We start from the raw sequence: 16,529 nt of genomic DNA on the forward strand, positions 1-16,529 counted from the left end.
GAATGTGCTGTTCATTGCCATCGACGATTTGCGGCCGGAGCTGGGGTGTTATGGCGCGCAACACATCGTTAGCCCGAACATCGATCGCTTGGCCAAGCGTGGCGTTTTGTTCGAGCGCGCTTATTGTCAGCAACCGCTGTGCAATCCATCGCGCACGAGCTTGATGACGGGGCTCCGGCCGGAGACCACGGGCGTGACGCATAATCACGCGCACTTTCGCACGCGCAATCCGGAGCTTGTCACGTTGCCGCAGCATTTCAAAATTCACGGTTACGAATCGCGCGCCATTGGCAAAATGTATCACGGTGTTTTTCCGGTTGGCGCCAGTAAAACCCCTTGGGACACGATGGGCGATGCGCCGTCGTGGTCCGCGCCGGTTATTCGATTTGGGCCGCGCTATTATTTTACCGAGAGCGGTATTGCGCAGGCGAAGGCTTCGTTTGCGCAAAGCTACGGTGCGAAAAATTCCGCACCGGATGCTTGGACAAAAAAACTCGTGTTCGGCCCGATGACCGAAGCGCCCGCCGTGCCGGACAATACCCTCTACGATGGCCAAGCGGCCGATGCGGCCATTGCTGCGTTGCGTGAACTCAAGGGCAAACCGTTCTTCCTCGGCGTGGGTTTCATCAAACCGCACACGCCATTTGTCGCGCCGAAAAAATATTGGGATTTGTACGACCCGAAGAAAATCCAACTTGCCGCGCGTGGTGAGTTGCCCAAGGGCGCGCCCGGGTTGACCGGGCACAACTCCGGCGAAGTGCGCCGCTACACCGATCAACCCAAGCGCGATCCGTTCACCGAGGCCAACGCGCGCAATCTCCGCCACGGTTATTTCGCGTGCATCAGTTACGTCGATGCCCAAGTCGGCCGCGTGCTTTCCGAGCTTGATCGGCTTGGCTTGCGCGAGAATACCATCGTGCTGCTCTACGGTGATCACGGTTGGCACTTGGGCGATCACGGGTTGTGGGGCAAGGCCACCAACTTTGAAATCGCCGCCCGCGCGCCGCTTATTATTTCCGCCCCCGGAATGGCCGCGGGCCGCAAGACGATGGCGCTCACTGAGTTGCTCGATATTTACCCCACGCTCGCTGACTTGGCCGGCTTGCCCGTGGGCAAAAATCTTGAAGGCCGCAGCCTTGCGCCCGTGCTGCGCGATCCCGCGCGGGGTCACAAGCCCGCCGCCTTTACGCAGCAATATCGCGGCAAGGCCACCGGCTATTCCATCCGCGGCGAGCGCCGTCGCTACACCGAGTGGATTGAAAACGGCCGAATCATTGCACGCGAGCTTTACGACTACGCCATTGACTCCGGCGAAACAATCAACCTCGCCGCACAGCCGAAGCATGCGGAATTCGTCCAACGCCTTTCGCGCCAACTTCGTAGAGAGCTGAACTTGCCGCCGCGTTTCGCGCGCGCCTTTGGCAGTCATATGGTTTTGCAACAGGGGCAGTCGCTCCCCGTTTGGGGCACGGCCAAACCGGAAGCGAAAGTGACTGTTACTTTGGGAAATCAAAAAAAAACCGCCATCGCCGATGCAGATGGAAATTGGAACGTCCATTTTCCTGCGCTTAAAGCGAAAGGGCAAACGCTTCAGCTTTCAGCGGGAAGCACGGTTGGGATAACTACCCTCACCGATATTCTTGTGGGCGAGGTGTGGCTGTGCGCGGGCCAGTCGAATATGGAATGGCCGCTCTCCCAAACCGCCACGGCGAAGACAGTCGTTCCCGCTGCTAAACATTCGCGGTTGCGGTTGCTGAATTTTGTGGGCGCCGCGCGGGGGGGTAGTGGCGATTACCCGCCGGAACTCGTTGCGCGATTGGCGCCGGAACGATTTTGCGAAGGTCAATGGCGCGTTTGCTCGCCGAAAAACGCTGCGCCGTTTTCCGCTGTTGGATTTTTCTTTGGCCAAAAATTGCTCGCTGATTTGGATGTGCCGGTGGGACTCATCAACGTCTCAAGTGGAGGCACGCCCGCCGAGGCTTGGGTGCGCCGTGAGGCCTTGGCCGCCCATCCGCAATTGGCGGCGATGGTGCGTGGCGATTGGCTCACCAATAAAAATCTTGGGCCGTGGTGTCGCGAGCGAGGCGAATCGAATTTAAAACGCGCGTTGGCGGCGAATGAATTTATCCCCGGCGATGACCTTGGCCCAAACCATTCTTTCAAGCCCGTCTTTATGTGGGACGCTGCCGTGGCTCCGTTTCGCTCGCTGCCCATCGCGGGTGTGCTGTGGTATCAGGGTGAATCCAACGCTCAAATCGATTGGCGCGTGGCGCAGCACGACGCTGTTTTTAAAACATTGGTTACCGATTGGCGTGCGCAAATGAAGCGTTCCAATTTGCCGTTCCTTTTTGTGCAACTGCCCGCGATGAAGCGCCCGCACTGGCCCGCCTTCCGTGCCAGCCAACAGCGCGTTCACAATGCACTGCCGCACACTGGAATGGCGGTGACGATTGATCTTGGCCATCCAACCAATGTCCATCCACGCGACAAAAAACCCGTGGGGGAACGGTTGGCGTTGATCGCAGCGAAACAGGTTTATGGTAAATCCGTGATTGCCTCGGGGCCAGCGGTGGCGTTTGTGCGAAGCGATCGGGAGCGGGTGACTGTGGAATTTGAATTTGCCGATGGATTAAAAACTCGCGATGGGAAACCGCCAATGGGTTTTGAAATGCGCGAAGGTGAAGGTAAGGGCAAATGGGTTTCTGCCAAGGTGCGGATCGTGGATGGCACGGTTGAATTGGTTGCCGATGGATTGGTGAATCCAACGGAGGTCCGTTACGGTTGGATTCCCTTTCCGGAGCCGCAGTTGAATTTGATAAATGGAGCGGGTCTTCCTGCTGCGCCATTTGTTCGTGATGTGGTGCCGACCCCTTGCCGGCAGGATACCGGCAGCACGTGTTCACCAAACGCCTTGGGCGGTCATTTGGGTGGTGGCTTGTTCGGCCCAGCCTCGGTTGGCGGCGGGACTGGCGGGACTGGGGTGGAGGATTTTTCCGATGCGGACGTTAATGCCATCGAGGGCTTCGGTGGCGCGTTTTTCGGCGAAGCCGCCCACGGCAATGAGCCATTCGGGTTCGAGGATTTCTACGACGCGCCGGAGGTGATTATCGCACGCGGCCATCAATGGGGCGGATTCGGCGGCGGGGAGTTTGTCGGGGGTACGATTGCGGCCGGTGTCTTCCATAAAGGCGAGCGGGCAATGGTTGATGATGAAGTGTTCGGTAAAAAACTTTTTCGGCGTATCAAAGCGTTCGCTGAAGAGTCCCCACAGGCGGCGTCCGCTGACTTCGCTGCGGGTGCAGGCGAGTCCGTCGATGGGGCGTTTGGGGTGTTCGCGGGCGGGCTTGGCGATGGGGGCATTGATGCCGAGCCAATCGCGCGCGGCGGCGACTTCGCCGAAGGGGACGCCGGTTTGGGCCATGCCGAAGGGGCCGGGATTCATGCCGAGGAAGACGACACGTTTTTTTGCGGCGGCGGCAAGGCAAAGGTATTGCTCGTGCGCGAGCCAGGCGTAGTCGAGCGGGTTATACACGTACGCCACGGGATCGGTGAAGGTGAGGGCATTGCACGCGGCGGACAAGTCGCGCGCGGCGGTGATTATTTTTTGGCTGGTCATCTGTGTGGGGTAGGGAGGGATTCAATCGACTTTTATCACAAACGTAAACTCTATGAAATTAACAGGACTTATCGCGGCGCCTCACACGCCGTTTCACGGTGACTTTTCGCTGAACCTCGATTGTGTGCCGGAACAGGCGGCGCATTTGGCGGCGAATGGCGTGTCGGGCGCGTTTGTGGCGGGGACGACGGGCGAGTGCCATTCGCTCAGCACTCCCGAACGCGCGGAATTGTTTGCGGCGTGGGGCAAGGCGGCGCGGGCGCGCGGCGTGAAATTCATCGCGCACATTGGGCACAATAATTTGCCGGACGCCCGGGCTTTGGCGGTGGCGGCGCGGGAAGCGGGGGCGGATGCGATGAGCGCGATGGCACCGAATTTTTTCAAGCCGGCTGATGCGGCGGCGTTGCTGGATTGGTTCGGGCGCATCACGGAACCCGCGGGTGGGATGCCGTTTTATTTTTACGACATCCCGGTGATGACGGGGGTGACGATTGATACGGCGGAGTTCGTGAGGCGCGCGTCGGATGCGTTGCCGGGGTTTGCGGGAGTGAAATATACGAATCCCGATCGCGCGCAATTGCGGCGAATTTTGGAAATGGATGGCGCGCCGGATATGCTTTTTGGGTGCGACGAGGAATTGCTTGAGGGCTGGGAACTGGGCTGTCGCGGGGCGGTGGGGAGTACGTATAATTTTGCCGCGCCGATTTATCATCGAGTGATGGCGGCGCACGCGGCGGGTGATTTGGAGGAGGCGCGACGTTGGCAGGCGCGGTCGTTGAAGATGGTTGAAACGATTGCGGCCCACGGTTTCATGCAGTCGGCCAAAGCGGTGATGCATTGGGTGGGAGTAAACTGCGGGCCGGCGCGGCCGCCTTTGCCGCAGTGTTCGGTCTCGGATTTGGAGGTGCTGCGCGGCGAGCTGGAGGCGATTGGGTTTTTTGAATGGATTGATCAACACGCGACGGTGAATTAAATGAAAGATCAAAGACGCGATGAATTGATTGCGGTTTACCGTGACGGATTGCTGGAGGACACGTTGCCTTTCTGGCTGCCGCGTTGTGTGGATGAGGCGCACGGCGGGTTTATGATTGCCCGCGATCGCGATGGCAGTTTGCTGGATTCGGACAAGGGGATGTGGCAGCAGTGCCGGTTCACGTGGTTGCTCGCCACACTCTATCATACCGTGGAGCCTCGCGTAGAATGGCTGGCGGCGGCGCGGCACGGGATTGAGTTTATCGAGAAGCACGGCTTTGATGAGGATGGGCGGATGTGGTTTCACGTGACGCGTGAGGGCGAGCCGGTTCGCAAGCGGCGGTATTTTTTTACGGAAACGTTTGGTGCAATTGCGTTTGCCGCGTACGCGAAAGCCACGGGTGATAGGGCAATGGCGGACAAGGCGCGGGAGCTTTACGCGTTGGCGCGCGCGGGGTTTGCGGGTTCGGCGGATGCGAAATTCACGGACACGCGGCCAAGCAAAGAAATGGGTGCGCCGATGATTTCGCTGGTGACGGCGCAGGAAATGCGAGCGTGTTTGGGTGACGATTTATTTAACGCGGACATCGACGCGTGCATTGCGGAAATCGAACGCGATTTTGTGAAGCCGGAGATCGAGTGCGTGATGGAAACGGTGGGGCTGAAGGGAGAGCTGCTCGACCACTTTGACGGGCGCTTGCTCAATCCCGGGCACGCGATTGAGGGGGCGTGGTTTATTTTGAATGAGGCGCGATTGCGCGGCAACGATCCGGCGCTCATCGAGTTGGGCTGCCAGATGCTCGACTGGATGTGGGCGCGGGGTTGGGATGAGGAACACGGCGGCATTTTTTATTTCCGCGATGTGGATGGCAAGCCGGTGCAGGAGTATTGGCACGACATGAAATTTTGGTGGCCGCACAACGAAGCCATTTTGGCGACGTTGCTGGCGCACTTGCTCACGGGCGATTCGCGTTACGAAGCGATGCACCGCCAAGTGCACGATTGGGCGTACGGGCATTTCCCCGATGCGGAGCACGGTGAATGGTACGGGTATCTTCACCGCGACGGTCGAGTGTCCGTACCCTTAAAGGGCAATCTTTGGAAGGGTCCGTTCCATTTGCCTCGGATGCAGTTGCTGGCGTGGCAGTGGTTGGACCGGTAAAGTTACTTTTTCTTTGAGGGCAACTCAGCGGTGTTTTGCTCGATGGTGAGGTCGAGTTTTCCGGGGAGTTCCTGTCCGTTGGCTTTGAAGGTCATTTCACCGGTGACTTGAATGAGGCTTTTGGTTTCTACGAAGCGACCGAGCTTGCGATCGAAGAGCAACTCAATTTTTGATTTGGCGGCTTTGAGGTCGCTGTCTTTAACCGTGAGCGGGCCGGCGTTGGGGCCGTTCATGTCGTAGGCGGCGTCGGTGACTTTTTCGGTGATGCGATCGAGGTTGTGGTTGTTTTTTTCGATGATGCCTTCGTAGGTGTAATCCACGCGAAAGTTAAGCGTTTGGCCGGCGCCTAGGGGCATTGTTTCCTTTCGCACCCAGGTGTCCCCCTTGGACACAGCTTTATTGGGGAGACGAGCGTGTTCCTGCTTGATGCCTTCGGAAATTTGTTTGGCATTGAATTCATTTTTGAGCGGGCCTTCCAAACCATCAAGCGCGGCTTTGGGGATGGTGACTTTATTGAGTGATCCGTCTTTATTGTAGATCTGCGTGGTGGGGTGTTTGACCATGGTGCGCACGATATCGAGAATGGGCTCGAGTTGGGCGAGGGGTGCTTTGGCATCGGGCGTGGCGGTGCTGAATTCCATTTTGATACCGCCGGGGAAATTCCACTGGCCTTCCCATTGGGTAAACGTCGCGAGGGTGTTGAGGGTGCCGTTGGCGGCGCGTTTGTTTGTGGTTGATTTGACGGTGAATTTTTGGAGGCTTTTGGTTGGGATTTCCTGCCCGGCGATTTTGAGAATTTGGATGAGCTTGACGTTATGTTGAGAGGTGAACGTACTGTTTTCGGTGTGTTTAATTTCAAGGGTTATCTGGGCCGAAGCAGTTATGGCGCAGGCAGCAAGTGCGGTAATGAGGTGTTTCATTGAGGTAAGACTAACAAAATGCAGGCTGAGAGCAAGCGGATAAATCATTAAATGATGTGGTTTGACTGAATACACAGACGCAAATGGTATTCCAATCGCGCGTTTGGGGATGGTTTTGATTGGCATTGCAGAGCTGACTTCGTACTGTCCCGCCAGCAAAACGACACGGGGTGGCTAACGCATTAAACCTATCCCGCTCATCACAGCAGAAAATTTATGACGACCACAATCGATTCAGAACAACAAACGCAACTTGAGGGGGAAGATCTTCAGGCTGTGGAACAACTCACCGAAGCGCGGGCCAAGATTCGCGCGGAACTTTCGAAAGTCATCATTGGTCAGAATGAAGTCGTGGATCAGGTGCTCATCAGTATCTTCACCCGGAGTCATTCGTTGCTGGTGGGCGTGCCGGGCTTGGCGAAAACGCTGCTGGTGTCGTCACTGGCGGAGACGCTGGATCTCGAATTTAAGCGCATTCAGTTTACGCCTGACTTGATGCCGAGCGACATCACGGGCACGGAGGTGATTCATCAGGACAAAGTTACCAACGAGCGCGAGTTTAAATTTTTGAAAGGCCCCATCTTCGCCAACATCGTGTTGGCCGATGAAATTAACCGAACGCCGCCCAAGACACAGGCGGCGATGTTAGAGGCGATGCAGGAACGGCAAATTTCCGCGGGGGGAACGGACCACAAATTGCCGGTTCCATTTTTTGTATTGGCCACCCAAAATCCCATTGAGCAGGAAGGGACTTACCCGCTACCCGAGGCGCAGTTGGATCGCTTTATCTTTATGATCAAAGTGGATTACCCCGATGCCGATGAGGAAATGGACATCATGAAAATGGTCACCGGCACGAAGCCGGGCAATCCGGAACCGGTATTGAATGCGGAGCAAATCATTCGGTTGCAGGACGTCGTGCGCCGCATTCCGGTGGCAGATCACGTGTTCGAATACGCCCGTAAACTGGTGCGTGTCACGCGCGTGACCACGGACGAGGCGTTGCCGCTTTGCAAAAAATGGCTCAGCTGGGGCGCCGGCCCGCGGGGTGGGTTGAACTTGATAATGGCCGCCAAGGCGCACGCGATTTTGAACGGGCAGGTTTATGTGAGTTGTCAGGATGTCGCGACGATGGCCGGACCGGTGTTGAGGCATCGGATTATTCCCAACTTCTCCGCCACCAGCGAAGGGCTCACGCCCGATGATATCATCGAGCGCATTCTCGAAGAGGTGCCGCAGGACGAAAAGCTCAGCTAAGCGTGCCGTTTAAATAATGGACGCGCAACACGCAGCGGATTTATTGGACCCTGAGGCCATTGCCCGGGCGGATGCCCTTGGGCTGCACGCGCGTTACGTGGTGGAGGGCTACATGGCCGGCGAACACAAATCGCCCTACCGCGGCTTTGCGATTGAGTTTGCCCAGCACCGCGAATACTCGCCGGGCGATGATGTGCGTCATATCGATTGGAAGGTCAATGCCCGCACCGATCGCCTCTTCATCAAGCAGTACGAACAGGAAACCAATTACGTGGCCAACCTCCTGCTCGATGGCAGTGAAAGTATGACCTACGGCTCGGGCCAACACACCAAGCTTCAGTACGGTAAATTGATTGCGGCGGTACTTTCGTACATCATTCTTCATCAACGCGATGCGGTGGCGCTTGGGATTTTCGATGAGGGCATGCGCGACTATGCGCCTCGCAGCGATAGCCGTGCGATGCTGCACACGTTGATGGGGCGGCTCGCAGCGTTCGAAGGAGAACAAGCCACCGACATCGCGCGCAACCTGCACGATATGGCGCTGCAAACACCGCGCAAAGGCATCTTCATTTTGATCAGCGATTTTTTTGATGAGGAAGAAGCGGTAATGGAGGGCATCCAACATCTGCGCTTTGGCGGACACGAGGTGATCGTGTTTCATACTCTGGATCCGTATGAGCTGGAGTTTCCCTTCAACGGATTGGTTGAATTCGACGGGCTCGAAAAAATCCCAAAAATCCTCACGCGTCCCGCCGAAATCCGTCGCACGTACCAACGCGAAATTGAATCGTTCCAGCGCCGTATCCGCGAGGGCTGCGAGAAGAACGGTGTGCACTACACGCGTGTGGACACCAGCAAACCACTGGCCAACGTGCTGAGTGATTACCTCAGCTTTCGCCTCCGCACCGCAAAGGGGAAACAGCACTGATGTCCTTCCTCAATTCCATCATGCTGTTTGGAACCGCCGCGGTGGCGGTGCCGATCATCATTCATTTACTCAACCGGCGGAAATTCAAAAAGGTTTCTTGGGCCGCGATGAAATTCATCAAGCTTAGTGTGGAACAAAACCAACGCCGAATGCAGTTGGAGGATTTGATTTTGCTGTTGCTGCGCTGCGCCTTGCTCGCCTTGCTTGCCTTTGCGTTGGCGCGTCCGGCATTAAAATCCTCCGGCACCGATATTCTCGGGCAGGCGAAAGTGACGGCGGTGGTGGTGCTGGATAATTCGTACAGTATGGATTTGCGCGGGCTGGATAAAAAATCCGCGTTCCAAAAAGCGCGTGCCGCCGCCAAAGAGGCCATCGATGCGATGCCTTCGGGTTCGTATGCCTCGGTGCTTCTCGCCTCGGATTTGGTTCAGGAGAAAGACAGCATCATTAGCCCAACCCGCGCGTTGCGGCAGGCGCACGAGGTGATTGATCGCGCGAAGGTCAGCCATCACGCCACCGATTTGTATCCGGCAGTCGATCAGGCCGTGAAAATTCTCAAGGGCCGGGCAGCGTTGCGGAAAGAAATTTATATAATCACCGATGGTCAAGACAGCGGCTGGCAGCAGCAGGAGGAAATCCGGAAACTCATCGACGAAAATCGCGACGATATTCGCGTGTATATTTTGCGCGTGGGCGAATCCAATCCGCCGGCAAATTACGCCGTCACCGGCGTGGATGTGGCTTCCGGTCTCACGCCGGTGGAGCATCCATTGCGGTTTGATGTGACGGTGGCCAACCACGCGGCGCAGGCGGTGACGAATATGAACGTGGGGTTGTATCTCGATGACGGGAAAAATCCGGTCGACAAAGTGATGATCCCCGAAGTGAAGGCCGGGGCGACTCGAACCGTGCCGCTGTACGCGCGCTTTTCTAAAGTGGGGTATCATTCCGTGCGCGCTTCGTTTGATCAGCCGGAGCGATTCGATAGCCTTGAAGCGGATAATCAAAATTTTCTCGTCGTACGCGCCGTGCGCGATGTGCGGGTGTTAGTGGTGGATGGCGACACCGCGGCGCGTGATCCGCGCGAACACGAAAGTTATTTTCTCAAGCTCGCCTTGGAACCGGTGGCTGATCATTATGTTAAAGTGGACACCGTGACACCGACGGATTTTGCCCGCAACGTGCTCAATCGCTACGCCGCAGTTGTGCTCGCCAATGTGGAACGGCTCACGCCCAATCAGGTTTCCGCGCTCAAAGGATTCCTGCGCCAAGGCGGCGGGGTGCTCGTGTATCCGGGGGACCGCGTTGATGTGAAATTTTACAATGACGAGCTGTTTGCAAAACACGGCCTGCTTCCTTCCAAATGGGGTGAGGCGATTGGGGACGAATTGCAGGATGAAGTGTTCAGCCTGTTTCAATCAGCCGGTTTTGAGCATCCCATCACTGCGCCGTGGAATAATCAGGAATTCGGCCAGCTTGATGATGTCCGCACGTTCCGCCATTTGAAACTAGAAAAACAACCGGAGCTCTCCACTGAAAAAGAGGCTGGCCCGGTGAAGGTGGTGCTGCGGTATGCCGCCGCGCGGGATGCCGAAGGCTCATTGGGTGAGCCGGCCATTATGGAGCGCGACTGGGGCGCGGGCCGCGTCTTCCAATTCAGCACCACCGCCGACACTGCGTGGAGCGATTTCGCCGTGCGCGCTTCCTCGGTGGTACCAATGCTCTATCGTATCCTTGGTAACGTGCAGGCGCAAGGCGACAAAGGGTTGAATCTCCGGGTGGGTGAATCTTTTCTCCATCCGCTCGCGGCCCATCAGCCCAATCAACAAGGCCGAGTGGTGGTGCCCGGGTTGGCGCAGACGAATCGTCTCTCGGCTGAAGTGCTGCTGGACCGGCCGGTGTTGCAATTCAAAGAAACGCATCGCGCGGGACTTTATGAATTCATTCTCAATGGCGATGAACAGGCTACGCTGTTTGCCGTGCAGCCGGATCAACGCGAATCCGATCTGCATAAAGTGAACGACAGTGCACTGCCCACCGCCGCCACGCTCATTCATTGGGAAGCGGATGCAGACCTCAAAAAACAAGTGAAGAAAGCACGAGTGGGTGCCGAATACTGGCTGATCGTTTTGCTGGTGGTGCTCGCAATGGTGGCTCTGGAAACGTATCTCGCCCAAAAATTTAGCCAGTCAAAGTAATGCAGGATTGGATTCTCAAACTTACCGGCGCCACCGTGGAATCCGGGAGCAGCGTGGTGCACATGACCCCGCGCGTGCACGAGGGCGTGGAGTGGGGTTGGATATTCTTATTGGCCGTGATCTTTATCGGAGTGGTGTGGGGCTCGTATCGGTGGCTGCCCTCGGAGTTAAGCCGTACACGGCGCGTGTTGCTTATCGGGTTGCGCGGATTATTCATCGCACTATTGCTTGGGCTGTTGCTGCGACCGGTTTTGGTGTTGACGATGTCGCGTGAAATTCGGCGAACCTTGCTCGTGCTGGTGGATTCCAGCCAAAGCATGACTCTGGCCGACCCGCGCATCGCCCCTGAAGACATTCAACGCGCGGCCATCGCCAAGGGATTGCTCGACCCCACAAAGGGGTTGTCGCAGCCGCTGGATGAAGGCAAAACCGCCGAGCTGCGTGAGATGGCCCGCACCAACGTGCTGCGTGCGGTGTTGCAAAACGAACGACTCAATTTGTTGCCGGCGTTATCCGATAAATTTGAAGTGGTCCCGTTCACGTTCGGCTTGGGCGGCCAAGTGCGCGAGCTTCCCCGGGCGCGCCAAATCGAGACGCAACCCGGTGGAGAATCCGTTCGCGCGGGAAAGTTTACCCTCGATGATTTTAAGTGGGTGGACACGCTGGGAGCGCCGCATGCGGGAACTGCGCTGGGCGATTCTCTGCGCGAAGCCATCCACCGTAAGCGTGGGCAGGCACTTGCGGGGGTGTGGGTGCTCACTGATGGCGCACACAATTCCGGCGATGCCCCACGCGTGGTGGCCCAATCCCTGCGCGATGCCGGCGTGCCGGTTTATTTTTACGGCGTTGGCATCACTTCGCCGCGAGACATAATTATTGCCGGGATGGAAGCGCCGCCCACGGCGTTTCTCGAAGACGAATTGCTGGTGCACGTGCGCGTTCGGTCACAGGGATTGCTCGGAAAAAACGGCCGGTTATTACTTACGCTTAATGGTGAAGTGGTGGCGGAAGAAACGGTGGCCTTCGGAAAGGACGGCGAGCAGCGTGTGCCGCTGCGGTTCAAAACCAATGTGGCTGGTGAATTTGATTTGCGCGCCCACATTGCCGCGCGGGAGGACGAAACGGATCCGGGGAATAACGAGGCCTTCCGCCGCCTGCGGGTGGTGGATGACAAAATTCGCGTGCTCTTTGTCGAGCAAGCGCCGCGCTGGGATTACCGCTATCTCCAGGCCGTGCTAATGCGCGACCGCCGCGTGGAGCTCAAAACGCTTTTGCTCGAAGGAGATCCCTCCATCGCGCAGGAAGAAAACTCGCCGTACCTTGAGAAATTTCCCGAAACCAAAAAAGATCTCTTCGAATACGACGTGGTCGTGTTTGGTGATGTGGACCCCAGCCGCATATCGACAACGCAAATGGAAAATTTGAACGAGTTTGTCAGTCGCTTCGGCGGGGCGTTCGTGATGATTGCCGGGCGTCGGTACAGTCCTATAGGGTACGCCGACACGCCGGTGGCGGATTTATTGCCGGTGGAATTTGAGCCCGCCACCCTCGGCGGTGCGGACCCGGTGTTTGATCAGCCGATCCAAGTGCAGCTTACTCCGCGCGGGAAGGGGGATCCAATGCTCAACCTCGCCGGTGATGGCGAAAGCAACGACGCAATGTGGGCCGCTATGCCGCCGATTTATTGGGTGGCCCCGGTCGTCGCCAAGCCGGGCGCAACGGTGTTGATGGTGGATCCCTCGCGGGACACGCCTCAGGGCAAGCTGCCCGTGATGGCGCAGCACGAGTACGGGCTGGGGCAGGTCTTGTATGTGGGTACCGATAACACCTGGCGGTGGCGGCGCAATGTGGGTGATCGCTATTATACGCGATTCTGGGGGCAAGTGAATCAGCGAATGGCCCAACAGCGATTCATCGGCGCGGAAAAGCGTGTGCAAATTTCTTTGGACAGCCAAAATTACAACGTAGGCGATCGCATTCGCGTGTATGCGCGATTATATCAAGAGGGCTACGAACCTTCGCTTGAAGAAGTTCTGCGCGGGGTGGTATCAACAACTGAGGAAGGCCACTCCCCAACGGAAGTGCCACTCAAAGCGGTGAAGGGGAAACCGGGATTATTCTTTGGTGAATTCGTTGCGCCCACAGCAGGGCAATACCAGTTTCATTTACAGGAGGCGCCGGATCAAAAACGCGACTTCACCGTGGCGGAATCCAGCCTTGAAATGGCCGAGACGGCAATGAACGCCAAGCTGATGCGGGATGTTGCCGCGCTCACGCACGGGCGGTTTTTCCGCGAGGAGGATTTACATCAACTGGTCAAAACCATCGCCGCCAAACCAGCTACAGTGGAGAGCCGATTGGAGTTGGAACTGTGGGCCACGCCGCTTTATTTCCTGCTTATTTTATTGGTCGTCACCATCGAATGGGTGTTGCGTAAATGGTCCTACTTGAAATGAACACCGCGAAACAAAGCAGTACAATTTTAACCGCCAAACTCGATGGGGTGCGAACCAAGCGGCTTGGGCTGGCGTTGGGCACGGGCGTGGCGTGGTTGGTGGCGGCAGCGGTGTCGATGCTCAGCGCAGGGATGATTGCGGATTGGAAGTGGGATTTTTCTCACGGCATTCGGCAAGCCATGCTGGCGCTGGACGCATTGGTGCTGCTCATCATTGCTGCGCGGCACATCGCTCATCCGCTGCTCAATCAAGCAGACGACGAGACGGTGGCGCTGGAAGTGGAACACGCGCGACCGGAATTTCGCAGCCGCCTCATCGCATCCACACAACTGACGGGCGATGCGTTACCGGCGGGCACCTCAAAAGGATTCGTGGCGGCCTTGGTAAAACAAACCGAAACGATGGCGCGTTCGATCAATTTCAATTCCATCGTCCCCAACGACGCCTTTGCGTTGGCGGCGGTGATGGCGTTGCTCCTCGGCAGTTTGGGTGGGTTAGCGTTTAACCGCTACCAACCGGACACCGGCGTGCTATTGCGGCGGGCGTTTCTTTCCAATGAAGCGGTGCCGCGGTTTACGCATATCCAATCGGTGCGGGTGAATCCTAAAGCGATCATTGCACGCGGAGATGATGTCGAACTCATTGTGACGTTAAACGCCATCAGTCGAGTGAACCCTGAGTCGGCGGATATTTATATTCAATACGACAATTCCGATCGCTCGGTGAAATACACCGCAGTGCGCGAACCGGCGGCGCATCCCGCGGAGTATCGGTTGAAGCTGGAAAATGTGCGCGAGTCGTTTCGGGTCGATGTGCGCGCCCATGACGCCCGCGCGAAAGAGAGCGTCACCGTTGTCCCACGGCCGGCGGTGCAGGCGATTCAGTTTCGCCAACATTATCCGTCATACACCGGCTTGCCATCACAGGATCGTCGCCGCGGTGATTTAGTGTTGTTGGCGGGCGGCAAATTGCAGATCAAGGTGGTAGCCAATAAACCCGTCACCGGCGGTCATGTCACCGTATTCCGTTCATCTGGTGAATCCGGGGAATTTCCTTTAGGGAAAACCGGAAGCGATCACGAACTCAGGCTCACCGTCCCAATGCGCGAGTTGGACATCACCAGCTTCAGCGTCAAGCTTGTGGATCAGCACGGCTTCGACTCTCGCGATGAGGCGGTGTACCGCGTGGCGATGATGCCGGATGAACCGCCGGTGGTCCGCGTGTTGCAGCCAGTGGGGAAGGAGGAAAAGGTAACCCAACGGGCGCGCCTCCCAATTATGATATCAGTGAAGGACGATTACGGAGTGGCCCAGCTCGCGCTGAAATACACCGATTCCACCGGACGCGTGCGAAGCATTCCGCTGCAGCCGGAGAAGAAATTGGGCCGCCAGGCGCGGGTGGCTTACGACTGGCAAATAGTTGACCTGAAGCCTCGTTCGGGTGAGCAAATGGAATATTGGATTGAAGCGACTGACGCCTGCGCGCCGCGGGCGGGTGTCAGCCAAAGCCGAAGGTTGCTGGCCTCGGTGGTGACGGATGACGAAAAGCGACAAGATCTCCAAAACCGCGCCACCGATTCGATTACCGGAGTAAATCAAACCGCGGAGGATCAAGAAAAACTCAATCGCGAACTGGGCGAAATCATCCGCGCACGGGCCGGTTCCGGTGGGGGTGAAAACGAATAATTCTGGCCACAAAGCGGTCAGATGAATGTTGCCAAAAGCAGCATAATAGACATAATCAACGAAGCGTTGTTGAAAACAGCCAACGCTCAGGAGAATAATTTATGAAGCTAAACCTTATCCCCCTCATTGCATTGCTCGCCGCGCCATTTTTGGTGGCGGCCGCGCCCGCCCAAAAACCCAATTCTGGTCTCCTTCGACAGGAGGTGAAGCAAAACAATATCGCCATTAGTCTTCAACGCGTGGCGATCCAACTCGACTCGGTGATTGCTGAATACAATCGCAACGGATTGGAAGGCGACGATGTCAACACACTGCGGCGCTTCCGCGGGATGCTCAATCAACTCACCGGTGCCGAAGTGGCCGGTGTGGTCAAACAACTCCAGGCCGCACAAATCATCGGCAGCGATCCCAAGCGTGCCAGTGAGAATGCCATCGGCGCGTTCTCCGGCCAAAAACAAGTCATCGTTTCGCTCAAGCAAATTTATCTCGACTGGCAATTGCAACAGGAATTTAGGGTCATCGCCACCCGCTTTGATCGGCTTGCCAAAACTCAACATGGCAACCTTCAACGCGCGGTGCAAATGGTCACCAAATCACGCGGGTCCAATTCTTACGCCCACCGCGAAGACGCCAAGATTGATCTGCGGATTCAGGAGCTCGACCAAGTGGGCATTCACGACGAATCCAAACTGCTCACCGCTCTTTTGGAAAAACTCGACGAGAAATTCGCTGGCACCGAAGAGCATCGCGCCGCCAAGGCGCTGGCCAAAGTGAAGGCCGATTTACAGCCCGCATTGGATGGCGCCTCCGCCGATCTTAAAAACAAAGCTATCAAGAGTGCCGCCGGCAACGAACAGGCCGCCCATCGCAGTATGGTCGAGGTCGTCCGGCTCCTTGCCCCCGAGCGCAGCAAAGAAGAAACCATCCGCCAAGCCATCGAAGACATTAAACACGTGATGGCTGAGCAAAGTGAAGTGATGGCCGAAACAAAGGAACTCAAGAACGCCAAAACACCGGACACCGAATCCCTCGAGCGCCAACAAGCTGAACTGGCCTTCCAGACCGATCTCATCCGGCAAGACGTTAAAAGCGTTGTCCCCAAAGCCGCCGATGAACTCAAGGATTCACGCGACAATCAACAAGCCGTCCGCTCCATTTTGAGCAATACACAGGCTGCCCCGCAAGCCAAAGCGTTGCAAGCCCCCGAGCAGCAGGAGCTCGCACTAGAAAATCTCGGTGACGCCAAGCAAGCCCTTGAGGATGAACTCAAACAAATGGCCGAGAACAAACAGAATCCAAAAGACAAACTCGAGCAGTTAAAAGAACTCGCCA

General features: G+C 56.9%; 9 protein-coding genes and 3 pseudogenes. 10 read left to right on the plus strand and 2 right to left on the minus strand.

The window, feature by feature from the left end; genetic code table 11:
- The 3 pseudogenes from H8E27_01180 (at window position 1) to H8E27_01190 (ending at window position 2,515) form a co-directional block, all read left to right on the plus strand.
- Window positions 1-1,375: pseudogene (locus tag H8E27_01180) on the plus strand (sulfatase).
- Between the two features lie 54 nt (window positions 1,376-1,429).
- Window positions 1,430-1,606, plus strand: a pseudogene (locus tag H8E27_01185) (sialate O-acetylesterase).
- Window positions 1,607-1,678: 72 nt separating this feature from the next.
- Window positions 1,679-2,515 (plus strand): annotated as a pseudogene (locus H8E27_01190) (sialate O-acetylesterase).
- Between the two features lie 384 nt (window positions 2,516-2,899).
- On the opposite strand, the gene H8E27_01195 reads toward H8E27_01190, so the two are convergent.
- Complete coding sequence (locus H8E27_01195; protein MBC8324230.1) at window positions 2,900-3,616, minus strand: single-stranded DNA-binding protein; 717 nt, start codon at window positions 3,614-3,616, stop codon at window positions 2,900-2,902.
- Between the two features lie 52 nt (window positions 3,617-3,668).
- Here H8E27_01195 and H8E27_01200 point away from each other — a divergent pair, with 52 nt between their 5' ends.
- Entirely contained in the window at window positions 3,669-4,589 is a 921-nt protein-coding gene (locus H8E27_01200; protein MBC8324231.1) for a dihydrodipicolinate synthase family protein, read from the plus strand.
- The gene (locus H8E27_01205) at window positions 4,590-5,750 is read left to right on the plus strand and encodes an AGE family epimerase/isomerase (GenBank protein MBC8324232.1); all 1,161 of its coding nucleotides are present in this window, start codon (window positions 4,590-4,592) and stop codon (window positions 5,748-5,750) included.
- Between the two features lie 2 nt (window positions 5,751-5,752).
- On the opposite strand, the gene H8E27_01210 is transcribed toward H8E27_01205, so the two are convergent.
- Entirely contained in the window at window positions 5,753-6,670 is a 918-nt protein-coding gene (locus H8E27_01210; protein MBC8324233.1) for a hypothetical protein, read from the minus strand.
- A gap of 216 nt (window positions 6,671-6,886) precedes the next feature.
- Between H8E27_01210 and H8E27_01215 the strand changes: the two genes are divergently transcribed.
- From H8E27_01215 to H8E27_01235, 5 genes are read left to right on the plus strand one after another with little or no spacing between them, the layout of a single operon-like run.
- Window positions 6,887-7,927: a MoxR family ATPase gene (locus tag H8E27_01215; GenBank protein MBC8324234.1), complete on the plus strand. Its 1,041-nt coding sequence runs from the start codon at window positions 6,887-6,889 to the stop codon at window positions 7,925-7,927.
- A 16-nt stretch (window positions 7,928-7,943) separates the two neighbouring features.
- Window positions 7,944-8,858 carry a DUF58 domain-containing protein gene (locus H8E27_01220; GenBank protein MBC8324235.1) on the plus strand — a complete coding sequence of 305 codons (915 nt, stop codon included), beginning with the start codon at window positions 7,944-7,946 and terminating at the stop codon, window positions 8,856-8,858.
- Complete coding sequence (locus H8E27_01225) at window positions 8,858-11,056, plus strand: BatA domain-containing protein (protein MBC8324236.1); 2,199 nt, start codon at window positions 8,858-8,860, stop codon at window positions 11,054-11,056. Before H8E27_01220 ends, H8E27_01225 begins: the two co-directional genes overlap by 1 nt.
- Window positions 11,056-13,512, plus strand: coding sequence for a hypothetical protein (locus tag H8E27_01230; protein MBC8324237.1), 2,457 nt, complete (start codon window positions 11,056-11,058; stop codon window positions 13,510-13,512). The genes H8E27_01225 and H8E27_01230 overlap by 1 nt, the downstream gene beginning before the upstream one ends.
- Complete coding sequence (locus H8E27_01235) at window positions 13,509-15,197, plus strand: hypothetical protein (GenBank protein MBC8324238.1); 1,689 nt, start codon at window positions 13,509-13,511, stop codon at window positions 15,195-15,197. The genes H8E27_01230 and H8E27_01235 overlap by 4 nt, the downstream gene beginning before the upstream one ends.
- The last annotated feature ends 1,332 nt before the right edge of the window (window positions 15,198-16,529 follow it).

The sequence above is a fragment of the Limisphaerales bacterium genome, assembly GCA_014382585.1.
Classification (GTDB): Bacteria; Verrucomicrobiota; Verrucomicrobiia; order Limisphaerales; family UBA1100; genus JACNJL01.